This window comes from Bradyrhizobium sp., from assembly GCF_016213215.1.
Taxonomy (GTDB): domain Bacteria; phylum Pseudomonadota; class Alphaproteobacteria; order Rhizobiales; family Xanthobacteraceae; genus Bradyrhizobium.
Genome location: NZ_JACRAW010000126.1, coordinates 1 through 21,210, shown reverse-complemented (window position 1 = coordinate 21,210; position 21,210 = coordinate 1). Strand labels below are relative to the sequence as shown.

Genomic DNA, 21,210 nt, shown 5'->3' with positions numbered 1-21,210 from the left:
TCTTCCTACCTGTTCGATACGGCCACGTCGGGAGAGATCGGCTTGACTGCCGACGCCGAAGGAGCAACCGCCCCGGAAACTCTCAGGCAAAAGGACCGCGTGGCTTTGACAACATCTGGAAAGAGGCGCCGACGGGCCTGACGGCTCGGACGCGTCCGCCGACGGGATAATACTCTCAGGCACAGCGACAGATGGGGCTTCGGGTTTCTTTCGGGGAATGGTCCCCGGGAACCACGAGGGCCCCTGAATGCTTGCGCGCGAAGACCTTACCCCTCTCAAGCGTACCCCCCTCCACGGGTTGCACCTGGCGCTCGGCGCCAAGATGGTGCCGTTCGCGGGCTATGAAATGCCCGTGCAATACGCCCCCGGCGTGCTGCGGGAACACCTCCATACCCGAAAGCTCGCCGGCCTGTTCGACGTCTCGCATATGGGCCAGATCGCGCTGCGCCCGAAATCGGGAACGATCGAGGACGCCGCCAAGGCACTGGAGCGGCTGGTTCCCCAGGACATCCTTGGCCTCGCCCCCGGCCGGCAGCGCTACGCCCAGTTCACCAACGAGGACGGCGGCATTCTTGACGACCTGATGGTCGCCAATTTCGACGACTACCTGTTCGTCGTCGTGAACGCCGCGTGCAAGGCGCAGGACGAGGCGCATCTGCGGGCTCACCTTTCCGATGACTGCATCATCGAATCACTGACCGGCCGCGCTTTGGTCGCGCTGCAGGGACCCGAGGCCGAACGGGTGCTGGCAAAATTCTGCCCGGACGTGGCGTCGATGCGGTTCATGGATGCCGGTCCGCGCAGGGTGGATGGCATCGACTGCTTCGTCTCGCGCTCCGGCTACACCGGCGAGGACGGCTTCGAGATCTCGGTCCCCGCCGAGAGCGCGGAGCGGCTCGCCACCGCGCTCCTGACCGACAGCGAAGCCCTGCCGATCGGACTGGGCGCACGCGACAGCTTGAGGCTCGAGGCCGGGCTGTGCCTTTACGGCCATGACATCGACACCACGACAACGCCGGTCGAAGCCGCGCTGGAATGGTCGATCCAGAAGAGCCGCCGAACCGGCGGCGCCCGCCCCGGCGGCTTCTTCGGAGAGAACAAGATCCTGGCCCAGCTCGCCTCCGGCGCCCCGCGCCGCCGCGTCGGCCTGAAGCCCGAGGGCCGCGCGCCGGTGCGCGAGGGCGCACCATTGTTCGTCGATGCCGCCTCATCCGAGCAGATCGGCACGGTGACTTCGGGCGGCTTCGGCCCGAGCCTGAATGCGCCAATGGCCATGGGCTACGTCCCGACCGCGCTCAGCGCGCTCGGCACCAGGGTTTTCGCGGAAGTGCGCGGCCAGCGCCTGCCGCTGCAAGTCGCGAGCATGCCGTTCGTGCAAAACACCTACAAACGCTAAGGGAATCCCATGACTACGCTGTACACCTCCGATCACGAATGGCTCCGCATCGACGGCGATGTCGCCACCGTCGGCATCACGGACTATGCCCAGCAGCAGCTCGGCGATGTCGTGTTCGTCGAACTGCCCAAGGTCGGCCGCGCGTTGAAGAAGGCGGAAGCCGCCGCGGTGGTCGAATCGGTGAAGGCCGCTTCCGACGTCTACGCGCCGATCTCGGGCGAAGTGCTCGAGGTCAATGACGAGCTTTCCGGCGAACCCGCACTGGTCAATGCGGATGCCGCCGGCAAGGCGTGGTTCTTCAAGATGAAAATCGCGGACAAGAGCGAGCTGGGCGGCCTGATGGATGAGGCCGCCTACAAGGCGCACACGGCGTAACGCAAGGAGAGGGCCATGACAGCGCAACGCAGACCGACGAGCGAAGCAGCAACCAGCTTCATCCGCCGCCACATCGGCCCGTCCCCGCGCGATATAGGCGCCATGCTCGACGTCGTCGGCGCGAAAAGCCTGGAGGCGCTGATGGCGGAAACGCTCCCGGCCTCGATCCGTCAGCCGAAGCCGCTCGATCTCGGCAAACCGCTGAGCGAGACCGAGGCGCTGTCGCATATCGGCGAGCTCGCCGCTCGGAACCAGGTCTTCACCTCGCTGATCGGTCAGGGCTATTCGGGCACGATCATGCCGACGGTGATCCAGCGCAACATTCTGGAAAATCCCGCCTGGTACACGGCCTACACGCCTTACCAGCCCGAAATCAGCCAAGGCCGGCTGGAAGCCCTGTTCAACTTCCAGACCATGATTTGCGATCTCACCGGGCTCGACATCGCCAACGCTTCACTGCTCGACGAGGCGACCGCCGCTGCCGAAGCCATGGCACTGGCCGAGCGTCTCGGCGGAGCCAAGACGAAATCCTTCTTCGTCGACCGCGACGTGCATCCGCAGACGCTCGCCGTGCTGCGCACGCGCGCCGAACCCCTCGGGTGGAATCTGATCGTCGGCGATCCCGCAACCGACCTCGACAATGCCGACGTGTTCGGCGGCATCCTGCAATACCCGGGAAGCTCGGGCGCGCTGCGCGATCCGCGCCCGGCGATCGCCGCGCTCAAGAGCAAGGGCGCGCTAGCGATCATCGCCGCGGATCTCTTGGCGCTGACGCTCGTCGCCTCCCCCGGCGAACTCGGCGCCGACGTCGCCATCGGCTCGGCGCAGCGCTTCGGCGTGCCAATGGGATATGGCGGCCCGCACGCGGCCTACATGGCGGCGCGCGATGTGTTGAAGCGCTCGCTTCCCGGGCGCATCGTCGGCCTGTCGGTGGATTCGCGCGGGGCTCCGGCCTACCGCCTGGCGCTGCAGACGCGGGAGCAGCACATCCGCCGCGAAAAGGCCACCTCCAACATCTGCACCGCGCAGGTGCTGCTCGCCGTGATCGCTTCAATGTACGCGATCTATCATGGGCCGGAGGGGCTCACCTGGATTGCCCGGTCTGTGCATCGCAAGGCTTGCGTCCTGGCCGCCGGCCTGCGCCAGCTCGGCTTTGCCCCGCGGACGGACGTCTTCTTCGACACCGTCACCGTGGACGTTGGCACGCGCCGAGACGAGATCGTCGCGCGCACCGCTGGCGAGAAAATCAACCTCGGCGTTGGCGATGGCTCGTTGCGCATCGCGCTCGACGAGACCACGACGCCCGCGATCATCGAAGCGGTATGGCGCGCCTTCGGCGGCAAGCTGTCGTACGCCGAGGTCGAGGCTTCCGCGCGCGAAACGCTGCCGCCGGCACTCAGGCGCACCAAGGACTTCCTCACCCACCACGTTTTCCACGCGCATCGCTCCGAGACCGAGATGCTACGCTACATGCGCAAGCTCAGCGACCGCGACCTCGCGCTCGACCGCGCGATGATCCCGCTCGGCTCGTGCACCATGAAGCTGAACGCCACGACCGAGATGATTCCGCTTTCCTGGCCGGAGTTCGCCAACCTGCATCCGTTTGCGCCGCGCGAGCAGGCCAAAGGCTATCACGCGCTGTTCGCCACGCTCGAGAAATGGCTGTGCGACATCACCGGTTATGACGCGATCTCGCTGCAGCCCAATTCCGGCGCGCAGGGCGAATATGCCGGGCTGCTGGCGATCCGCGGCTATCATGCCGCGCGCGGCGAAGGCCACCGCAAGGTGTGCCTGATCCCCTCCTCCGCCCACGGCACCAATCCGGCCTCGGCGCACATGGCCGGAATGGAAGTGGTCGTCGTCGCCTGCGAGAAGAACGGCGACGTCGACGTAAACGATTTGCGCGCCAAGGCGGACGCGCATTCGAACGACCTCGCCGCGGTCATGATCACCTATCCTTCGACGCACGGCGTGTTCGAGGCGCATATCCGCGAGATCTGCGATATCGTGCACGGCCATGGCGGGCAGGTCTATCTCGACGGCGCCAACCTGAACGCGCAGGTCGGCCTCGCCCGGCCCGGCGAGTACGGGGCCGACGTCAGCCATCTCAACCTGCACAAGACCTTCTGCATCCCGCACGGCGGCGGCGGCCCCGGCATGGGCCCGATCGGCGTCAAGGCGCACTTAAAGCCGTTCCTGCCCGGCCATCCCGCGACCGACGGCGGCGTGCCGCACGCGGTGGGACCGGTCGCCGCCGCGCCGTTCGGCTCGGCCTCGATCCTCACCATCTCGTATCTCTATATCCTGATGGCGGGCGGCGACGGCCTCAAGCGCGCGACGGAAATCGCGATCCTCAACGCCAACTACATCGCCGCCAAACTCGATCCCCACTTCCCGGTGCTGTACCGCAACGCCAAGGGCCGCGTCGCCCATGAATGCATTGTCGATCCGCGGCCGCTCAAGCAGACCAGCGGCGTCACCGTCGACGATATTGCCAAGCGGCTGATCGATTACGGCTTCCACGCCCCGACCATGAGCTTCCCGGTGCCGGGCACGCTGATGATCGAGCCGACCGAGTCGGAATCGAAGGCGGAACTGGATCGCTTCTGCGAAGCCATGATCGCGATCCGGCAGGAGATCGCGCAAGTCGAGAGCGGCCGCTTCGGAATCGAGGATTCACCGCTGCGCCATGCTCCGCACACCGTGCACGACATTGCCGACGACGCGTGGGCCCGGCCCTACAGCCGCGCCGAGGGCTGCTTCCCGGACGGCGTCTCGCGCACCGACAAGTACTGGTGCCCGGTCGGTCGCGTCGACAACGTCTACGGCGACCGCCACCTGGTGTGCTCGTGCCCGCCGATTGCGGCCTACGCGCAGGCGGCGGAGTGACGAAAGGCTAAGGCGCAACCGGCGAACGGGTTTGCGCGTCCCAGCGCCAGAGCCGTTCGCTGGTCAATTCGGTCCCGCCCCACCAGCGGTGAATGGGGTTGTGCTCGCGGAAATCGGCCTTCCCCGCAAGCACAGCTCTCCCAAAATTCGTGAGGACAGCCTGCTGCTTGTACCGCCCGTAGCGACTGGGGTCGTTGCTGCATCCCAGACGAAGCGAAAGGTGAAGGGAATTACGATCTCGGCCAGACCAGAACCGATGAGACCCGAGCCCGACGAACTGGTCAGAATCAGACGCTTCATTTGCCCCACCCACCAGACGACACTTAAAAGGAAACGGGCGCCGAAGACGTCGGCAACTCAACGTCGTCAGCGCCCGCTGCTTCGAAAATGGTTGAGCCTGAACTTTACCCTTCCGCCGGCTCTTCGCCGTCGGCATCCCGCTCGGCGCTGCCAGCAAGGATCTGCTCGGCGATCAGGCCCGAGTTCTGGCGGATCGCGGTCTCGATCTTGGCGGTCATGTCGGGATTGGCCTTCAGGAACGCTTTTGCATTCTCGCGACCCTGACCGAGCCGCTGACTGTCATAGGAGAACCATGCGCCGGATTTCTCGACAATGCCGGCCTTGACGCCGAGGTCGAGTATCTCGCCCATCTTGGAGACGCCCTCGCCATACATGATGTCGAACTCGACCTGCTTGAAGGGGGGCGCCAGCTTGTTCTTCACCACCTTCACCCGCGTGGTGTTGCCGACCACCTCGTCGCGCTCCTTGATCGCACCGATGCGGCGGATGTCGAGACGCACGGAGGCGTAGAATTTCAGTGCATTACCGCCGGTCGTGGTTTCGGGCGAGCCGTACATCACGCCGATCTTCATGCGGATCTGGTTGATGAAGATCACCATGGTGTTGGACTTGTTGATCGAGGCGGTCAGCTTGCGCAGCGCCTGGCTCATCAGCCGCGCCTGCAGGCCGGGCAGCGCATCACCCATCTCGCCCTCGAGTTCGGCCTTCGGCACCAGCGCCGCAACCGAATCGACCACCAGCACGTCAATCGCCCCGGAGCGCACCAACGTATCGCAAATCTCCAGCGCCTGCTCGCCGGTGTCGGGTTGCGAGATCAGCAGTTCGTCGATGTTGACGCCAAGCTTGCGGGCATAGACCGGATCAAGCGCATGCTCGGCGTCGATGAAGGCGCAAATGCCGCCCTTCTTCTGCCCTTCCGCCACCGTGTGCAGCGCCAGCGTGGTTTTGCCCGAGGATTCGGGCCCGTAGATTTCCACGACCCTGCCCTTCGGAAGGCCCCCGACGCCAAGTGCAATATCGAGCCCGAGCGAGCCGGAGGAGACCGTCTCGACATCCATCGAGCGGTCGTTCTTGCCGAGCTTCATCACCGAGCCTTTGCCGAATTGCCGCTCGATCTGGGAGAGCGCGGCGGACAGCGCTTTACTCTTGTCCATGGAAGATCCTTCGACGATACGCAGGGCGGTGGCGGACATAGGTCGTGCTCCTTATGGCGGGGATTCGCTGATGGGACAAACGGTTGGCGAAGCTGGCCGGCGATAAAAGCAATGTACCCTATTTGTTCTAGGTTCGCAATATGTTCTTTTGTCCACCATGATACCATCCGCCTTTAAGCCCCAGAATCCTAGGTTGAATTTCACCGGTGCTCCAATTCGGCGGCCGCCAGACTTGAGGAATATCAAGGAAGATATTCCCCGTGAACGCGAGGCGAACGGCACTCGCCGAAAACTGAACGGAACCTACAAGGGACAATTGTATTTTTTGGTCATCCTGTGTTGCCAAGGGGAACGGCGATGCGAGATTACCGAGCATATGTCATAGGACCGGACGGCCACGTGAAGGATCGTTTCGAGTTTTGGTGCGCGGACGATGCAGAAGCCGAAGAGCGCGCCAGGCAGTATGTTGACGGCCACGACATAGAATTGTGGCATCAGGATCAGAAAATCGCCGAGTTCAAGTTAAGGCAGTAAGGCCGCCTCGGTCGGCGGCCTTCACTGTTCCAAAACATCTGATGCCCCGCCACGCTGCGGATGGCGCGAAGCGCTTCGCTCGATTGAGGGATGACTCTCAAAGAAGCGCGCCGTAGACCTGCGGCGGGTCAGCCTATTACTGCAACCGGCACCGTGGACTGACCGTATTTTAGTGTTTCCTGTTGGTACTCTGCTAGTGTCCTCAATCCACCGGGGGACAGACTACGTGGAACACAGGCTTTTGGTGGCGATTTGCGCCGTCCTTGTTTGCTTTGGCGTCTTCACCATCGTGGTCTCATCAGGGTTTTTCATGAACCTGCTCGGGGCAGGCATTGCAGCCGCGGGGGGTTCAGCTGCCTACCTGCTCCTATCGCACCACGCCGAAGGCCGGCGGCGGATGAAATAAGACTGCCTCGGTTAACTCGATCCGCTGTCTCCGGAACAGATCGATGGAAGGTCCGATTCCGACGGAAACGGCCCCAGCATTGGGAGCCCTGTTGGGAGGCTGATGCTGAGGCCGTCCGGATCGTATCAGCCCGAGAAGGCGGACACGTTACTTTGTTCCGCAGGATGTGGTGGCGCGCATTTGCATATGTGAATCGCGAAGGGTTTTAGTTCCAGCGGAACCGCGTTGCTGAAGGCGACCCCAGTCGCGGGAACCCGGTCCGAGGTCAGATGAGTTTCCCGTTGGCCCGAAGGCGCCGCAGCGTCGCCTGCACTCGATCGGTGCGTACGCTACTCGCGGGTCAGGCGAAGCACGGCGGACCTGATCAAGGGAGCTGCCAGCAGCACGACCGGCACCATCGCGGCCCAGGAGAGAAGCCACGACAGCATCCATTGATGGAAGAACCGCTCGGTCCCGCCCGCGGACAGGCTGGCGATGCCGGCCGCGATCAGGCAGGTCACTCCGGATTGGATCACCCCGAAGACATAGTGGCCGTAGCGACGAGGAATGCCGAGCATGTTTCGCCTTGGTTGCACTTCCATACCAAGCAAGCGACATGCCGTGGCAGGCCGAACGGGAACGAGGCGTCGTGTCCGAGGAGCTCCTCTACCGGAACCGGCTTATCAGGGGATCAGTCCCCCGCTCACTTGAAGGCGCTGCTGACCGACACATAAGAGCCATTGAGCGCCGTGCCGAGGCCGGTCACGGTCGCCATGATGGCAATGCTGATGCCAGCGGCGATCAGGGCATATTCGATCGCGGTGGCGCCGGTCTCGTCGGCAAGAAATGCAAAAGGAAACGGATCAAAGCTCCCTCCTGGTAGCCATGCCGGGCGTTTCCCGGTAACGCGAACTTGGGCCGCGAACCGCTAACAATCCGCAAATCGCGATGAGAGCTCCGCAACGAAACGGGCGTCTACGTAGTTTTCCGAGGAAAACGCAACTCTCGACCGTAGTTCTCCGGACTAGAACAAAGTTCCCTTTGTTTTCAGGACCTTAGAACAGAATCTGAAAATCTTACCGGAACACCGATTGAACCGCCGGGACGGCCGGAACACTGACTTTCCTCGGTGATGGAACCCGTAGACCTCCGGGATTGATCGCACCGGCATTCAGGGTTGCACTATTCACCCAGCTTGTCGGGCTTGGCCCGGGGCGGCTTGTTCGTAAGGTGTACTTCTCATGCCGCTCTACTTCTTCCAGATCCGAAGCGGCCGCTATTCCGGCTCCTCCGAGCACGGAACCGAATTTGCCGACCGCAAGGCAGCCTGGAAAGAGATGACCAGTGTCTGCGCCGGAATGGCCGCCGGTATCTCCCGGAACCTGAAGGAAAACTCCGAGTGGCACATGGAGCTGCTGGACGAAGCCAAGCAGCCCGTCTTCCGCATCCGGATCGTGGCGGAATCGTTCGACCACGACGAGTCGAATGATCTGCCCGCTCGAGCCAGCAGGCGCTGAGCGCCACTATTCTACAAAAAGGGCATTGATCACGATCAATGTCCCGATCGCCGGTGATGGCCAGATCACCGCCATGGGCAACATCGTCTTTCGCTGTCCCCGCACCGGATTGAACGTGCAGCACCGGCTGGCCGAGGAGGCATCGCCGGACGATCCGCAATGCACCTACGAGACCGTCGTCTGCAATGCCTGCACACGGATCCACTTCATCAATCGCGAGACCGGAAAGCTGCTCGGCGAGCCCGAGACGCGCCCCGCGGACCCGCCGGGACCTGCGCCGACCAGCTAGTCGGCGCTCGGTAGCCGACGCATGGTGAATTCGATTTCACCGCCCGGCAGCTCGCGCCAGCTCTCGACCCCGCTCATATAGCCGGCCTTCGGATAGCGGGTGAGGAATGCACGAGCCCGCTCCCTCGCCTCTTCGCGCGGCAATATGAAGGTCTCCCGCAGGAAGCCGTCGGCCGGCTTGTGCCGGCGCGCCATCCGATCGGCAAGGTCCCGCGGCCGCGAGGCCATGTCGCAGCTCCCTACATGTGACCCGCCCGATATAAGTCGGACGGCGGCAAAGAGGAGTCCCGGCCGCGGGGCTCAGCTGTCAGTTCGAGGTGCTGCCGGTCTTTGTCTTCTTGGCCGAAGCCGATGCCTTGGGCGCTGCTGGCTTGGCCGGTTCGGTGCGCATGCCGCCCCAGGGATCCGAGGAACCCTTGGACTCCGGTATCTTCCTCAGGGACTCCTTGTAGGCCTTGTCGCGTTCGGCCTCTGCAGCCTTTTCCTCGGGCGTCTTGGTAGCGACCTCTGGCATCAGATTGACGTTGGGCATTTGCGCATAGGCCGGCCCGGCCAGCAGCGCGACCACCGCCGCCATTCGGAAAAGCTTCATCGCATGCTCCTTGGTTGTCGATCGGCGGCCTGTCCTAGCATCCCGCGATCCGCGCCGCCAAGCAGCGGCGAACTGGAGGCGATCCGACCTGCAGCATTTCGGCGCGAATATCCAGTCCCCCAGATCGGATCACACCTGGTGCAGCCGTTCAGCGCACCAGGATTGCGACCAAGCCGATCACGAGCACCGGATGCCTTGACATGGTCCACCCCGGCTTCCCGCCCATGATAGGGCTCGGGCTCCGGCATTTTCAAGCCGGGCGGGGCAGATGACTTTTCGCCGTCAATGCGGGCACAATGATGCCTTCAATGGGGAAGGAACCACGATTTATGCAATCAGAGGCATCCGCCGTTTTCGACGTCAACGAGGCAAGGCGCACCCTCGAGGAGGTATTCGCACCCTGGGTCAAGGACCTGAACCTCTCTGTCGAAAGTATCGATTATGACCCGCCCCAGCCAGCGGCTTCGGACTGGCAGCCCGGCGCCATCCTGCGTATGCCCTTCTCCGAGCGGCTGTGCCGGCACGGTGGCATCATCTGCGGCCAGGCGCTGATGGCATTTGCCGACACCGCGATGGTGATCGCACTCCTCACCGCAAGCCGCGGCTTTCGCCCCATGACAACGGTGGACCAGACCACGCATTTCATGCGCGCCGTGTCATCGTCGGATGTGCTCGCGGATGCACGGGTCGTGCGGCTCGGACGCACCATGAGCTTCGGCCGCGTCACGCTTGTGAGCGCGGCGGACAGCAAGCCGGTCGGCATGGTCTCGAGCGCGTTTGCGATGCTGTGAGATGACGCGGCAATGGGATCCGCATCATGCTTAACGAAAGCTGAACGGGATGTCCGCTGAACTCATCGAGCGATTCAAACTGCCGTAAGGCGGCAGGGCTAGTTTTCCTCAAATTAAGGGGCATGTTTCCCCTTAAATTGTGGAGATAACTTCGGGACTTGCAAACATGATCGAGAGACGAGTCAGTCCAAGGCACAGGGTGCTCAAACGCGGCACTCTTGCATTTCCGGGCGGCGGCGCTGTTGATTGCACTGTGCGCAACATCTCGTCGAGTGGCGCCCGCGTGGATGTCGCCAACCCCATGTGCGTACCGGAAACATTCACGCTGATGATCGACAGCGATCAATTCACCCGTCGCGGCCATGCCGTGTGGGCACGTGACCGACAAATAGGCATCGCGTTCGAATGAGGCGCAGATTCGCCGGGGCCTCGGCCCCTGTGAATGTCCACTTGACCCTTGAGGGCCCCACGAGGTCCTGATGCGGCCTTATGCCTGCGCGCGATGACGGCGGCGCCAGAGCGCCACCAACGCGGCGAAAAGCGCCGCGACGATTCCGACGACCGTACTCCAGAAGCGGCCACCCGGGCGGTCGATGGTGCGCGACCACAACGATGGCGTCTCGCCCTGCCGCGCCAGCCGAAAGGCGACAAGGCTGTCGCCGATCGAGGTCCCCGACTCGGAATGTCCTCCGGCGGCGATCGCAACATATTGCTCGCCTTTCCAGAGATAGGTCATGGGATTGGCCACGCCGGGTACAGGCAACCTGCCTTGCCAGAGTTCTTCTCCGCTTCTCCCATCAAACGCCCGCAAATACGCGTCCATGGCGCCGGTGAACACCAGGCCGCCCGCCGTGATCACGACACCACTGATCAGCGGGGTACCCCATTTGAAGGCGAGCCCCAGAGGCGCGCGGTCCTCCGTCGTACCAACGGTCGAGCGCCACAGGATCTTTCCCGCCTTCAGATCGACCGCTACCAACGTACCCCACGGCGGCTTGTTGCAGGGCATGCCGAGCGCCGATGTCGCCATGGCGCGCGTGACGGCAAACGGCGCGCCGCGCTGCGGTCCGAAATCGTGACCCGGCGGCGGACGGAAGCCTTCCCTCTCCGCGGCCGGCAGCAATTTGACGACGTGCACGGCGATACTGGTGTTCGCATAGAGCACCTGATCGACGGGATCGAACGCCGCGCTTCCCCAATTCACGCCGCCGCCAGTGAAAGGAAACACCAGCGAGCCTTGCGTCGAAGGCGGTGTGTAGAGTCCCTCGTTGCGCGCGGAGGCGAACAGCGCCTCGCACGTCGACTGGCCCATGCGCGGCAACAACGAAAAGAGATCGGAGGCCGCAATGGTTTGCGACGTCAGGGGCGGAACATGCGTCGGAAACGGCTGCGTCGGCGACAATTGCTCGCCTTCCGCACCATCCTGCGGCACGCGGCGCTCCTCCACCGGCCAGACCGGCCTGCCGGTATCGCGATCGAGCACGAACACGAAACCCTGCTTGGTCGGCTGGATCACCACGTCGCGTAGCCCGTCGCCGGTGTCGATGCGGGCGAGTGTCGGTTGCGCCGGCAGGTCATAGTCCCACACGTCATGGTGCACGATCTGAAAGGCCCACGCCAGTTCGCCGGTCTCGCTGCGCAGCGCGACCACGGAATCCGCATGCTCGTTGTTGCCGGGCCGCTTGCCGCCCCAGAAATCGGGAGATGGCGAACTGGTCGGCAGGAACACCAGGCCGCGCTCGTCGTCGGCCGACATGGGCGCCCAGACATTGGCGTGTCCCGCGTCTACACCCTCATGAATCAGCGGGTCGAAACTCCAACGCGGCTGCCCGGTGCGTGCATCGAACGCACGCACCGTTCCGCGCGGGGCATCAACACGGCGGTTGTCTCCAATCGCCGAACCGACGACGACGACACCGCGGCCGACCACCGACGGCGAGGTGATCTGGAATTCGCCGGGCCAGTCCGGCTTCATGCCGATCTCGAGCGCGATCTCGCCCTGACTGCCGAAATTGGCGCAGGGAATTCCGTCCCTGGCGTCGAGCGCGATCAGGCGGGCATCGTTGGTGCCCATGAAGATTCGCGCACGGCATGCCGCCTTCTGCGCAGCTCGGTCGTCGACCCAGTAGGTAACGCCCCGGCAGACGTAGCGGTTCGCAGGTCGCTGGTCTGTCGCGATCTTGGGATCGTAGCGCCATTTCTGCGCGCCCGTGCCGGGATCGAGCGCAATTACCTCGTTGAATGGCGAACAGAAAATGAGGCTGTCCTCGACGAACAGGGGCGTCGCCTCGAACTTGGTGCGCGTCATCGCCGCCGACGGTTGCGAAACGAGGTCGCCGGTATGAAACTCGAAGGCTCGCACCAGATTGCCGACATTGGCCGGCGTGATCTGCGCCAGCGGTGAGAAGCGCAACCCGCCACGGTCGCCGCCCCAATGCTCCCAACCCACCGCGGGCAGGCTCCGAAGCATCATCGCCATCGTTATCAAGATGAATCTTCGCATGGCAGGCCAACAGAGCTGGGGCGTCGATCGATGATACAAACGGCAACTTGGCAACACTGTGCCTGATCATTCGCCAGGCCGGACTCGCGAATAACTCTCTTCAGCAATTTTCAGTTGTGACGTATCCACATCACGCCCGATTGCGGCTAGTCTTCCGGGAACGAAAGTTTCGGACGCATGGGGCGAATGATCCATCGCATTATGTTGCTTATAGCCGTGGGGCCAGCGCTGGCCGCCTGCGGCTTTGCCGACAGCCGCGCGCCGCTGCCCGACTTCATGCGCGCGAAGGCGGCTGATCCGCCGCCGCCCGAGGCAGCGCCGGATGTACGGCAGCTCGTCCGCGACAACCTGGATTCGATCTTCGTATCGACGTCCAATCCGCGGCAGGTGCAGGTAACGGAACCGCACCGCGACCCGCGCGGTCTGCAATGGACCGCGTGCGTGCGCGCCGACGTCAACTCGGCGGTCGGCACGCCCGTGGGCGCGCAGACCTATCGACTCTTCATCAGCGGCGGCATGATCGTGGATCGTCGTCGCGCCGATGCCGACGATAATTGTTCGTCTGGAATCTTCGCGCCGATCTGAGACGGATTACACGTCCTGATGGAACCGCATTGCGGCGACAAAACCGGCGGCGCGAAGGAACTCGCTCGGAACGAATGCCGGTTCTCGCTCTTTGTATGCGTGAGGGCAGCTCTGGGACGATGAAGGAGAGATGAATGAGGACAATTGCAGTTGCGCTACTCGCCGGTGTCGGCGCGCTCGCTGCCATTGGCGGCGCGAAAGCTGCCGACATCTACACGAGCGACCAATACGTCGATCCGGACCTCGTTCAGCAGGTACGGCTGGTGTGCGATGAAGACGGACGCTGCTATCGCACCCGTCGTGGCGCGCGCGTGATCGTTCGCGATTCCTATGCCTATGCCCCCCGCGAACGCTATATCGAGCGCCGTCATTATTACCGCGACTGGGACGACGGGCCGCGCGGCGGCGTCGGCTTCCATGCCCCCGGCGTCAGCGTGGGCGTCGGTCGCTGGTAACTGGAGAACATGTCAAGAAGCGACCCGCCGATGAACCATCAGCGGGTCGCTTTCTTGCGCAACATCCAAGAACGCCAGTCGGCTCAGCGCTCGGACGTCGAGTGCTGGAATTGTTCGTACGCGGCGATGGCGTCGGCGGCGTACATCAGGGACGGGCCGCCGCCCATATAGATCGCCATGCCGAGCGCCTCTTCGACTTCCTGGCGCGTGGCGCCAAGCTTGACCAGCGCCTCGGCATGGAAACCGATGCAGCCGTCGCAATGCGCGGCAACACCGAGCGCGAGCGCGATCAGCTCCTTGGTCTTCTTGTCCAGCGCGCCGTCACGGGTCGCAGCTTGTGCCAGCGCGGAGAAGCCCTGCATGGTATCAGCAACGTCCTTGCGAAGCTTTCGCAGGTTGCTGGAGATCTCTTTGCAGATTTCAGGATAGTTCTTTTCCATCGTACTCTCTTGGGAGGATTGTTTTCATAGGGATTTGGGCTTGCCGGCTGGCGGCTCGCGCAGGGCAATGTAGATAGCCGGAATCACGAGCACCGTAAGCAGGGTCGACGACGCCAATCCGAACAAAAGCGAAATCGCCAGTCCCTGGAAGATCGGATCGAGCAGGATGGTCGCTGCGCCGATCATCGCCGCCAGCGCGGTGAGCAGGATCGGCTTGAAGCGGACGGCGCCCGCCTGCAGAACCACCTCGCGCAGCGACTTGCCCTCCCCGCCGCTGTGACGGATGAAGTCGACCAGCAGGATCGAATTGCGCACGATGATACCGGCAAGCGCGATGAAGCCGATCATCGAGGTGGCCGTGAACGGCGCGCCCAGCAGCCAATGCCCGATCAGGATGCCGATCAGCGTCAGCGGAATCGGCGTGAGGATCACGAGCGGCAGGCGGAAGCTGCCGAACTGGGCAACGACCAGCACGTATATACCGAGGATCGCGGCCCCGAACGCGGCGCCCATGTCGCGGAAGGTCACATAAGTGATCTCCCATTCGCCGTCCCACAACAGCGTCGGATGCGACTCGTCGGTCGGCTGTCCGTGCAGGCTGATCACCGGCTTGGGCAGCGAACCCCAATTGTGGCTGTCGACGCGGCTTGCGACCTCCAGCATGCCATAGAGCGGCGCCTCGAAGCGGCCGGCAAGTTCGGCCATCACCATGTCGGCGAACCTCCCGTCGCGGCGGAAGATGACCGGCGAGCCTTCCTCGACGGCCGCCTTCACGACCTGCCCGAGCTCGACGACTGTCTTGCTTCCCGGCAGCGTATTGGCGGGGACAGGCGTCGACGCAATGGCTTCGTTCCAGACCAGACCTCGCTTGGGCAGCCGCACCGCAATCTCGATCGGGTTGCGGTCCTCGCCGCGATGCGAGTAGCCGATCGAGGTCCCGCCGAACAGGGTCTGGATGGTGTCGTAGACATCACGCTGCTCGACACCGAAGAACTCGAGCCGGTCCTGGTCGATCGACAGCCGGAGCCGCGGCCGCTTCTCGCCGATCGAATCGTCGACGTCGACGATAAAGGGCACTTCGGCGAAGATCTTCTTCAGCTCGGCCGTGACCGCGCGGCGTGTCGCCCCGTCGGGACCGTACACTTCGGCGAGCAGGGTCGCCAGCACCGGCGGGCCGGGCGGCACTTCGACGACCTTGATGCTGGTGCCGGCAGGAACATTGACCGCTTTCAAGCGCTGCCGCAGATCGAGCGCGATATCGTGGCTCGCGCGCTTGCGGTCGCCCCGTGCGGCCAGGTTCACCTGGACCTCGCCCAGCTCAGGTCGCTCGCGCAAGTAATAGTGACGGACGAGACCGTTGAAGTTGAACGGCGCGGCCGTGCCGGCATAGGACTGCAGCGAGGTGACCTCCGGCAGTTGCCGGGCGACGTTCGCCGCATCGAACAGCACGCGTTCGGTCGCTTCCATGCTCGCCCCTTCCGGCAGGTCGACGACAACCGCGATTTCCGACTTGTTGTCGAAGGGCAACAATTTGACCGTGACCGACTTGGTCACAAACAGCATCATCGACAGCAGCGTTGCGACGCCGACGCCGAGCAGGAATCTCCAGGCGGAGCGCTTGGTCCTGACGACGGGCGCGGCGAAGCGCCGGTACAGGCGACCGAGCCGGCCCTCGTCGTGCTCGGCATGCGCCGCCGCGATCTCTCCTTTGGGCGCAAGGCGCAGCATCAGCCAGGGCGCCACGACGACGGCGATGAAGAACGAGAACAGCATTGCGGCGGAGGCGTTGGCAGGGATCGGCGCCATATAGGGGCCCATCAGGCCGGACACGAACAGCATCGGCAACAGTGCGGCAACCACCGTCAGCGTCGCGACGATGGTGGGATTGCCGACCTCCGCGACGGCCTCGATGGTCGCCTGCAGCCGCGGCCGCCCGTCGCGCATCGCCCAGTGGCGCGCGATGTTCTCGACCACGACGATCGCGTCATCGACCAGGATGCCGATGGAGAAGATCAGCGCGAACAGGCTGACGCGGTTGATGGTGTATCCCATCAGGTTGGCCGCGAACATCGTCAGCAGGATGGTTGTCGGGATCACGACGAAGGTCACGACCGCCTCGCGCCAGCCGATCGCGATCGCGATCAGCACCACGATCGAGATCGTGGCAAGGCCGAGATGGAACAGCAGCTCGTTCGCCTTCTCGTTGGCCGTCTCGCCATAGTCGCGCGTTACCGTGACCTGGACGTCCTGAGGAATGAGGCGCGACTTCAACCCCTCCAGGCGGTGTGCGATCTCCTCGGAGACGACAACGGCGTTGGCACCGGCGCGCTTGGCGAGCGCAAGGCTGACCGCGGGGACCCGCGTCCACTTGCCATTGCCGTCACGCGCGTCATTCCAGACCCGATGCTCGGTGGTGCTCGGCCCGATCACGACCAACGCCACGTCCTTGACATAGACCGGGCGTCCATCGCGCGTGGCGATCAACAGCAATCCGATGTCGGGAATGCCGGCGAGCGTCTGGCCCGCCGCAACGTTGCGCGCGGTGCCGGCATCGCGCACCTGCCCTGCCAGAAAGGAGCGGTTGGCGTCCTTCACCTTGGCTACCAACTGCTGAAGCGTAACGCCGTAGAGCGACAGCTTCTCCGGATCAGGCTCGACCCTGATCTGCTGGGCAGCGCCACCCGAGAAGTAGGTCAATCCGATGTTATCGACCTTCATCAGTTCGGCGCGCAGCTTGTCGGCCAGTTCGAACAGATCCTTGTCGGTCCAGCGTTCGGCGGCTTCCGGCTTGGGCGAGAGCGTCAGCACCGTCACGGCGACATCGTTGATACCGCGACCGACGATCATCGGCTCGGGAATACCGACCGGGATGCGGTCGAGATTGGCCCGTATCTTCTCATGGACGCGCAGGATGGCGTCGTCGAACTTGGTGCCGACCAGGAACCGCGCGGTGACCATGACGCGGTCATCCTCGGTCTGGCTGTAGACATGCTCGACGCCGTCGATGCCCTTGACGATGTTTTCCAGGGGCTTGGTGACGAGCTCGACCGCGTCGGGCCCGTGCAGGCCATCGGCATTGACGCGAATGTCGACCATGGGGACGCTGATCTGCGGTTCTTCCTCGCGCGGGATCGCGATCACGGCGATGAGGCCGACGACCAGCGCGGCGAGCAGGAAGAGCGGCGTCAGCGGCGAAGCGATCGTCGCTTTGGTCAGCCGGCCGGAGAGTCCGAGATTCACTGGCGCACCAACTGGTCGCCGGCACGGATGCCGGACAGGATTTCAAGACCGTCGGGAAGCTCGGGCGTCGGCATGTCGCGGCCGCGCTGCACCGGCACGTCGATTACACCTCCCGCCTGGCTCAGCTGGACGTGGTCGATGCCGAACCGGGTCTTCACGAAGCTTGCCGGAATTACGAACGCTGAACGCTGACCGCCGGAAATCCACACCCGCAGCCGGTCGCCAACGAAGTATTCGCCAAGACCTTCCACAATGGCATCGGCGACGACGCGCCCTTCCTCGACCTGCGGATAGACGAGATCGATGACGCCCCATTTCGCGGCCTGCTGGCCGAGCTCGGCCCCGTCGATGCGAACCCTGTCGCCGGCCTTCAGAAAGCGGGCATGCCGTTCCGGCACCCGCAGGCGCAGTTTGAAATTCTGCTGCGCGATGGTGGCGATCGGATCGCCCGGCAGTACGACGGAACCGACCGCGACGAGCTTCTTCAGCACACGTCCGTCCGACGGCGCCAGCACCTGGCCCTCGCTGAGCTGCTGGTTGACCACCGCGCGCTCGGCGGTCTTCGCGCGCAGGCCGTTCTCCGCGACGTTCAGCGATGTCCGTGCCTCGTCGAGCTTGACACGCGGCATGATGCCGCGTTCGACCAGACCCTCAATTCGGGAAAAGTCGATCTGCGCCTGGTTTGACTGCGCGTGCAGCGCCTCGATCTGCGCATCCAGCGACTTCATTTGCAGCACCAGCTTCTCGTCCCCAATCGACGCGATCGCCTGGCCGCTGGTGACGTGGTCGCCTTCCCGGACCTTGAGGTCGACGACGGTGCCGCCGATGCGGCCGCGCGCGGGAACCACGCTGATGCTCTCCACTGTTGCGAACACCGCCTTTTCATCGGCCACCGGGCGCTGCTCCACCGTCAGCGTCTCGGCGCCGGCGATACCTGAAGCCAGGCTCGCCGCGGCCAACACGACCAGCATTCTCGCTACGCTTGTGGGCGCCATTCGTATCTTCATGGGAACCATCTTCACGGCACCTGGTGCCTTTTCCATATTTATCGACATTCAGAGCCGCTCGTTGATCTTGCTCAACAAGCCGCGACTTCACCGTTCATAGTGTGCGCTTCGTCCTCTGGGACTTCGGCGCGCAATAGGCTTGATACAGCGTCTTCAGGATCTCGCGCGCCGGATCGCTGGCGATCGAATAGTAGATCGTCTGCGCATCGCGACGGGCCGACACCAGGTCCTCCTTGCGAAGGAGCGCCAGATGCTGGGACACGGTGGAATCGCGGAGATTGAGAAATTCGGCGAGCTCGCCGACCGAGCGTTCGCCCTCGATCAGCTGGCAAATGATCAGCAGGCGATGCCGGTTGGAAAGCGCCTTCAGCAGGTCGCTCGCCTCGTCCGCCGCACGCTCCATGACTCCGGTGTCTATTTTCATACTTGCGTATATACGCATCTTAGCATATATCGTCAAGCGGCAGCGAAACAGCCAGAATCCAACTGGCGAAACTGCTTGTTTACCGGAGGATTCCCATGGCTGAAGTTGTCGTAATCGGAGCCGGCCTGAGCGGTACGCTGATGGCCTATGAATTACTCCCGCAACTGCGGAAGGGAGATCGTTTGAGCGTGATCTCGCAAGGTACGGTCTACCACTTTGTCCCGTCGAATCCCTGGGTTGCGATCGGCTGGCGCAAACGCGACGAGATCGAGATCGACCTGGCAGAGGTTATGAAGCGCAAGGGGATTCGGCTGCTGACGCAGGGCGCCAGGCGCGTGCATCCGGCGGAGAACCGGGTCGAACTCGGTGACGGCACGTCGATCAACTATGACTATCTGGTCATCGCAACGGGACCTGAGCTGGCCTTCGACGAGATCCCTGGCCTCGGGCCACAGGGCCACACCCAATCGGTCTGCCACGTCGACCACACCGTGCAAGCCAAGGAAGCGTTCGACCGGCTGGCGGCCAATCCCGGGCCCGTCATCGTCGGTGCGGCGCAAGGCGCCTCGTGTTTCGGCCCGGCTTACGAATTCATGTTCATCCTGGAAACCGAACTGCGTCGCCGCAAGCTGCGCGATCAGGTCCCGATGACGTTCGTCACCTCCGAACCATATATCGGCCATCTCGGCCTTGACGGCGTCGGCGACACCAACGGCCTGCTCGAAAGCGGGATGCGCGAGAAGCACATCAAGTGGATCACCAACGCCCGGGTAAAGAGTGTCGAAGCCGGCAAGATGTTCGTCGAGGAGATCACCGAAGAAGGATCGGTGCGCAGAACCCACGAGCTGCCGTTTGCCTATTCGATGATGCTCCCGGCGTTCCGTGGCGTCGAAGCGGTTCGCGGCATCGAGAAGCTGACCAACCCGCGCGGCTTCGTCATTGTGGACAAGTATCAGCGCAACACGGACTTTCCCAACGTTTTCGCGGTCGGCGTCTGCGTGGCGATCGCACCGGTCGGCGCAACACCGGTACCGGTCCGCGTGCCGAAAACAGGCTTCATGATCGAATCGATGGTGACGGCCGCCGCGAGGAACATCGGTGCCCTCCTGAAGGGCGAGGCGCCGCACGCGCAGCCGACCTGGAACGCCATCTGCCTTGCCGATTTCGGCGATTCGGGCATCGCCTTCATCGCGCAGCCGCAGATCCCGCCCCGCAACGTAAACTGGTCGTCGAAGGGCAAATGGGTTCACTACGCCAAGGTCGCTTTCGAAAAGTACTTCATTCGCAAGATCCGGCACGGCGAGAGCGAGCCGTTCTATGAGCGCTTCCTTCTCGACAGGCTCAACATCGCGAAGGTGAAGGAGGTCCGGACAGGAACATGAGCGACTCGCACCAGATCGTCTGCGGCCATTGCGGGAAGATCAACCGCCTGCCGCCCGAGCGGGCGCCGGAGGGCGCCCGCTGCGGCTCCTGTCATCAATCGATGTTTACCGGCCATCCCCTCGAGGTCGACGAGGAAGGCTTCGGCCGTCATGTCGCGCACAGCGACATTCCCGTTCTTGTCGACGTCTGGGCGCCCTGGTGCGGCCCCTGCCGCGCGATGGCGCCGATGTTCGAACGCGCCGCGCAGCAACTCGAGCCCAAGGTTCGGCTCCTGAAGCTCAACTCCGATAACGCGCCGACCCTGTCCTCGCGCCTGGGTATCACCGGCATCCCCACCCTGCTCCTGATGCGCGGCGGCCGCGAGGTCGCCCGCCACGCAGGCGCAATGGATGCGCGCAGCATCATCGCCTGGACAGAGGCCGGCCTCACCCGTTCCTCATCACCCCAACAAAGGAGAATGCCATGAATCTCGATAAAGCCGTTCTTGCCTTCGCAGGTCTAGTCGTCCTGCTCGGGCTCACGCTCGGATATTTCGTCAGCCCCTACTGGTACCTGCTGACGGGTTTTGCCGGCCTCAACATGATCCAGGCCTCGTTCACCGGGTTCTGCCCGGCCGCCGTCATCTTCAAGAAGCTCGGCTTGCGCGGCGGCTGTGCATTCTCCTGAACGATCGCGGTAAACGGACTAAGGAAGTACGGCAATGACCGACGACACCTTCATCGAAGGCCCGCTCTACGAGAAGCGCAAGAAGGTCTATCCGCAGTCGGTCCACGGCCGGTTTCGCCGCATCAAGTGGGCGGTTCTGTGCATTACCCTCGGCGTCTACTACTTCCTGCCGTTCGTGCGCTGGAATCGCGGGCCCGGCCTGCCCGACCAGGCCGTGCTCGTCGACTTCCCGCATCGCCGCTTCTACTTCTTCTTCATCGAACTGTGGCCGCAGGAGGTCTACTAC

Annotated in this window: 21 protein-coding genes, 2 pseudogenes and 1 riboswitch; of the genes and pseudogenes, 13 read left to right on the top strand and 10 right to left on the bottom strand. The window is 63.6% G+C overall.

What is annotated here, in order from left to right:
- Window positions 1-17 precede the first annotated feature (17 nt).
- Window positions 18-108: riboswitch (glycine riboswitch) on the top strand.
- 139 nt (window positions 109-247) lie between these two features.
- Genes gcvT through gcvP form a run of 3 tightly spaced genes read left to right on the top strand, consistent with a single transcriptional unit; the run spans window position 248 to window position 4,660 of the window.
- On the top strand, window positions 248-1,396 hold the full coding sequence (gcvT, locus tag HY852_RS21055) for a glycine cleavage system aminomethyltransferase GcvT (protein WP_291606815.1): 1,149 nt from the start codon (window positions 248-250) through the stop codon (window positions 1,394-1,396).
- Between the two features lie 9 nt (window positions 1,397-1,405).
- Window positions 1,406-1,771: a glycine cleavage system protein GcvH gene (gcvH, locus tag HY852_RS21050; RefSeq protein ID WP_291606813.1), complete on the top strand. Its 366-nt coding sequence runs from the start codon at window positions 1,406-1,408 to the stop codon at window positions 1,769-1,771.
- 15 nt (window positions 1,772-1,786) lie between these two features.
- On the top strand, window positions 1,787-4,660 hold the full coding sequence (gcvP, locus tag HY852_RS21045) for an aminomethyl-transferring glycine dehydrogenase (RefSeq protein ID WP_291606811.1): 2,874 nt from the start codon (window positions 1,787-1,789) through the stop codon (window positions 4,658-4,660).
- Between the two features lie 404 nt (window positions 4,661-5,064).
- Here gcvP and recA read toward each other — a convergent pair whose 3' ends face one another.
- The 3 genes and pseudogenes from recA to HY852_RS21030 form a co-directional block, all read right to left on the bottom strand.
- Window positions 5,065-6,153 carry a recombinase RecA gene (recA, locus tag HY852_RS21040; protein WP_291606809.1) on the bottom strand — a complete coding sequence of 363 codons (1,089 nt, stop codon included), beginning with the start codon at window positions 6,151-6,153 and terminating at the stop codon, window positions 5,065-5,067.
- A gap of 1,230 nt (window positions 6,154-7,383) precedes the next feature.
- Complete coding sequence (locus tag HY852_RS21035) at window positions 7,384-7,611, bottom strand: DUF2798 domain-containing protein (protein WP_291606807.1); 228 nt, start codon at window positions 7,609-7,611, stop codon at window positions 7,384-7,386.
- Between the two features lie 125 nt (window positions 7,612-7,736).
- Window positions 7,737-7,880 (bottom strand): annotated as a pseudogene (locus HY852_RS21030) (Flp family type IVb pilin); the annotation flags it as partial.
- 394 nt (window positions 7,881-8,274) lie between these two features.
- On the opposite strand from HY852_RS21030, the gene HY852_RS21025 reads away from it, so the two are divergent.
- Together HY852_RS21025 and HY852_RS21020 are read left to right on the top strand one after the other, a co-directional pair.
- On the top strand, window positions 8,275-8,550 hold the full coding sequence (locus HY852_RS21025; RefSeq protein ID WP_291606805.1) for a hypothetical protein: 276 nt from the start codon (window positions 8,275-8,277) through the stop codon (window positions 8,548-8,550).
- Between the two features lie 25 nt (window positions 8,551-8,575).
- Window positions 8,576-8,839: a hypothetical protein gene (locus HY852_RS21020; RefSeq protein ID WP_367116388.1), complete on the top strand. Its 264-nt coding sequence runs from the start codon at window positions 8,576-8,578 to the stop codon at window positions 8,837-8,839.
- Here HY852_RS21020 and HY852_RS21015 read toward each other — a convergent pair.
- Window positions 8,836-9,066, bottom strand: coding sequence for a hypothetical protein (locus HY852_RS21015; protein ID WP_291606803.1), 231 nt, complete (start codon window positions 9,064-9,066; stop codon window positions 8,836-8,838). The genes HY852_RS21020 and HY852_RS21015 overlap by 4 nt on opposite strands.
- A 79-nt stretch (window positions 9,067-9,145) precedes the next feature.
- A complete protein-coding gene (locus HY852_RS21010; RefSeq protein ID WP_291606802.1) occupies window positions 9,146-9,430 on the bottom strand; it encodes a hypothetical protein in 285 nt (94 codons plus the stop codon).
- Between the two features lie 329 nt (window positions 9,431-9,759).
- Between HY852_RS21010 and HY852_RS21005 the strand changes: the two genes are divergently transcribed.
- Both HY852_RS21005 and HY852_RS21000 read left to right on the top strand, forming a co-directional pair.
- Complete coding sequence (locus tag HY852_RS21005) at window positions 9,760-10,221, top strand: PaaI family thioesterase (RefSeq protein WP_291606800.1); 462 nt, start codon at window positions 9,760-9,762, stop codon at window positions 10,219-10,221.
- Window positions 10,222-10,387: 166 nt separating this feature from the next.
- Complete coding sequence (locus tag HY852_RS21000; RefSeq protein WP_291606798.1) at window positions 10,388-10,630, top strand: PilZ domain-containing protein; 243 nt, start codon at window positions 10,388-10,390, stop codon at window positions 10,628-10,630.
- 78 nt (window positions 10,631-10,708) lie between these two features.
- Here HY852_RS21000 and HY852_RS20995 read toward each other — a convergent pair whose 3' ends face one another.
- The gene (locus HY852_RS20995; RefSeq protein ID WP_291606796.1) at window positions 10,709-12,691 is read right to left on the bottom strand and encodes a pyrroloquinoline quinone-dependent dehydrogenase; all 1,983 of its coding nucleotides are present in this window, start codon (window positions 12,689-12,691) and stop codon (window positions 10,709-10,711) included.
- A 219-nt stretch (window positions 12,692-12,910) separates the two neighbouring features.
- On the opposite strand from HY852_RS20995, the gene HY852_RS20990 reads away from it, so the two are divergent.
- Both HY852_RS20990 and HY852_RS20985 read left to right on the top strand, forming a co-directional pair.
- The gene (locus HY852_RS20990; RefSeq protein WP_291606794.1) at window positions 12,911-13,309 is read left to right on the top strand and encodes a hypothetical protein; all 399 of its coding nucleotides are present in this window, start codon (window positions 12,911-12,913) and stop codon (window positions 13,307-13,309) included.
- Window positions 13,310-13,443: 134 nt separating this feature from the next.
- A complete protein-coding gene (locus HY852_RS20985; RefSeq protein ID WP_291606792.1) occupies window positions 13,444-13,764 on the top strand; it encodes a hypothetical protein in 321 nt (106 codons plus the stop codon).
- Between the two features lie 83 nt (window positions 13,765-13,847).
- Here the strand turns inward: HY852_RS20985 and HY852_RS20980 are convergent, their stop codons facing one another.
- The 4 genes from HY852_RS20980 to HY852_RS20965 all read right to left on the bottom strand — a co-directional run bounded on the left by HY852_RS20980 (window position 13,848) and on the right by HY852_RS20965 (window position 18,854).
- Entirely contained in the window at window positions 13,848-14,204 is a 357-nt protein-coding gene (locus tag HY852_RS20980; protein WP_291606790.1) for a carboxymuconolactone decarboxylase family protein, read from the bottom strand.
- Window positions 14,205-14,228: 24 nt separating this feature from the next.
- Window positions 14,229-17,444, bottom strand: coding sequence for an efflux RND transporter permease subunit (locus HY852_RS20975; protein ID WP_291606788.1), 3,216 nt, complete (start codon window positions 17,442-17,444; stop codon window positions 14,229-14,231).
- Window positions 17,441-18,415 carry an efflux RND transporter periplasmic adaptor subunit gene (locus HY852_RS20970; RefSeq protein WP_291606786.1) on the bottom strand — a complete coding sequence of 325 codons (975 nt, stop codon included), beginning with the start codon at window positions 18,413-18,415 and terminating at the stop codon, window positions 17,441-17,443. The genes HY852_RS20975 and HY852_RS20970 overlap by 4 nt, the downstream gene beginning before the upstream one ends.
- A gap of 130 nt (window positions 18,416-18,545) precedes the next feature.
- Complete coding sequence (locus HY852_RS20965) at window positions 18,546-18,854, bottom strand: helix-turn-helix transcriptional regulator (protein WP_291606784.1); 309 nt, start codon at window positions 18,852-18,854, stop codon at window positions 18,546-18,548.
- Between the two features lie 116 nt (window positions 18,855-18,970).
- On the opposite strand from HY852_RS20965, the gene HY852_RS20960 reads away from it, so the two are divergent.
- From HY852_RS20960 to HY852_RS20945, 4 genes and pseudogenes are all read left to right on the top strand, one after another.
- Complete coding sequence (locus HY852_RS20960) at window positions 18,971-20,257, top strand: FAD/NAD(P)-binding oxidoreductase (RefSeq protein WP_291606782.1); 1,287 nt, start codon at window positions 18,971-18,973, stop codon at window positions 20,255-20,257.
- Entirely contained in the window at window positions 20,254-20,724 is a 471-nt protein-coding gene (trxC, locus tag HY852_RS20955; RefSeq protein WP_291606780.1) for a thioredoxin TrxC, read from the top strand. Before HY852_RS20960 ends, trxC begins: the two co-directional genes overlap by 4 nt.
- Window positions 20,721-20,924, top strand: a complete 204-nt coding sequence (locus HY852_RS20950; RefSeq protein ID WP_291606778.1) for a DUF2892 domain-containing protein — start codon at window positions 20,721-20,723, stop codon at window positions 20,922-20,924. The genes trxC and HY852_RS20950 overlap by 4 nt, the downstream gene beginning before the upstream one ends.
- 34 nt (window positions 20,925-20,958) lie before the next feature.
- Window positions 20,959-21,210, top strand: a pseudogene (locus HY852_RS20945) (cytochrome c oxidase accessory protein CcoG); the annotation flags it as partial.

Bases quoted from the DNA above. Each gene is read 5' to 3' on its own strand.
- recA (WP_291606809.1), bottom strand. From the start codon at position 6,153: ATGTCCGCCACCGCCCTGCGTATCGTCGAAGGATCTTCCATGGACAAG.
- HY852_RS20965 (WP_291606784.1), bottom strand. From the start codon at position 18,854: ATGGAGCGTGCGGCGGACGAGGCGAGCGACCTGCTGAAGGCGCTTTCC.
- HY852_RS20985 (WP_291606792.1), top strand. From the start codon at position 13,444: ATGAGGACAATTGCAGTTGCGCTACTCGCCGGTGTCGGCGCGCTCGCT.
- HY852_RS21010 (WP_291606802.1), bottom strand. From the start codon at position 9,430: ATGAAGCTTTTCCGAATGGCGGCGGTGGTCGCGCTGCTGGCCGGGCCG.
- HY852_RS20960 (WP_291606782.1), top strand. From the start codon at position 18,971: ATGGCTGAAGTTGTCGTAATCGGAGCCGGCCTGAGCGGTACGCTGATG.
- HY852_RS20995 (WP_291606796.1), bottom strand. From the start codon at position 12,691: ATGCTTCGGAGCCTGCCCGCGGTGGGTTGGGAGCATTGGGGCGGCGAC.
- gcvP (WP_291606811.1), top strand. From the start codon at position 1,787: ATGACAGCGCAACGCAGACCGACGAGCGAAGCAGCAACCAGCTTCATC.
- HY852_RS21000 (WP_291606798.1), top strand. From the start codon at position 10,388: ATGATCGAGAGACGAGTCAGTCCAAGGCACAGGGTGCTCAAACGCGGC.
- HY852_RS20980 (WP_291606790.1), bottom strand. From the start codon at position 14,204: ATGGAAAAGAACTATCCTGAAATCTGCAAAGAGATCTCCAGCAACCTG.
- gcvH (WP_291606813.1), top strand. From the start codon at position 1,406: ATGACTACGCTGTACACCTCCGATCACGAATGGCTCCGCATCGACGGC.
- HY852_RS21005 (WP_291606800.1), top strand. From the start codon at position 9,760: ATGCAATCAGAGGCATCCGCCGTTTTCGACGTCAACGAGGCAAGGCGC.
- HY852_RS20950 (WP_291606778.1), top strand. From the start codon at position 20,721: ATGAATCTCGATAAAGCCGTTCTTGCCTTCGCAGGTCTAGTCGTCCTG.
- HY852_RS21015 (WP_291606803.1), bottom strand. From the start codon at position 9,066: ATGGCCTCGCGGCCGCGGGACCTTGCCGATCGGATGGCGCGCCGGCAC.
- HY852_RS21025 (WP_291606805.1), top strand. From the start codon at position 8,275: ATGCCGCTCTACTTCTTCCAGATCCGAAGCGGCCGCTATTCCGGCTCC.
- trxC (WP_291606780.1), top strand. From the start codon at position 20,254: ATGAGCGACTCGCACCAGATCGTCTGCGGCCATTGCGGGAAGATCAAC.
- HY852_RS20990 (WP_291606794.1), top strand. From the start codon at position 12,911: ATGATCCATCGCATTATGTTGCTTATAGCCGTGGGGCCAGCGCTGGCC.
- gcvT (WP_291606815.1), top strand. From the start codon at position 248: ATGCTTGCGCGCGAAGACCTTACCCCTCTCAAGCGTACCCCCCTCCAC.
- HY852_RS20970 (WP_291606786.1), bottom strand. From the start codon at position 18,415: ATGCTGGTCGTGTTGGCCGCGGCGAGCCTGGCTTCAGGTATCGCCGGC.
- HY852_RS21035 (WP_291606807.1), bottom strand. From the start codon at position 7,611: ATGCTCGGCATTCCTCGTCGCTACGGCCACTATGTCTTCGGGGTGATC.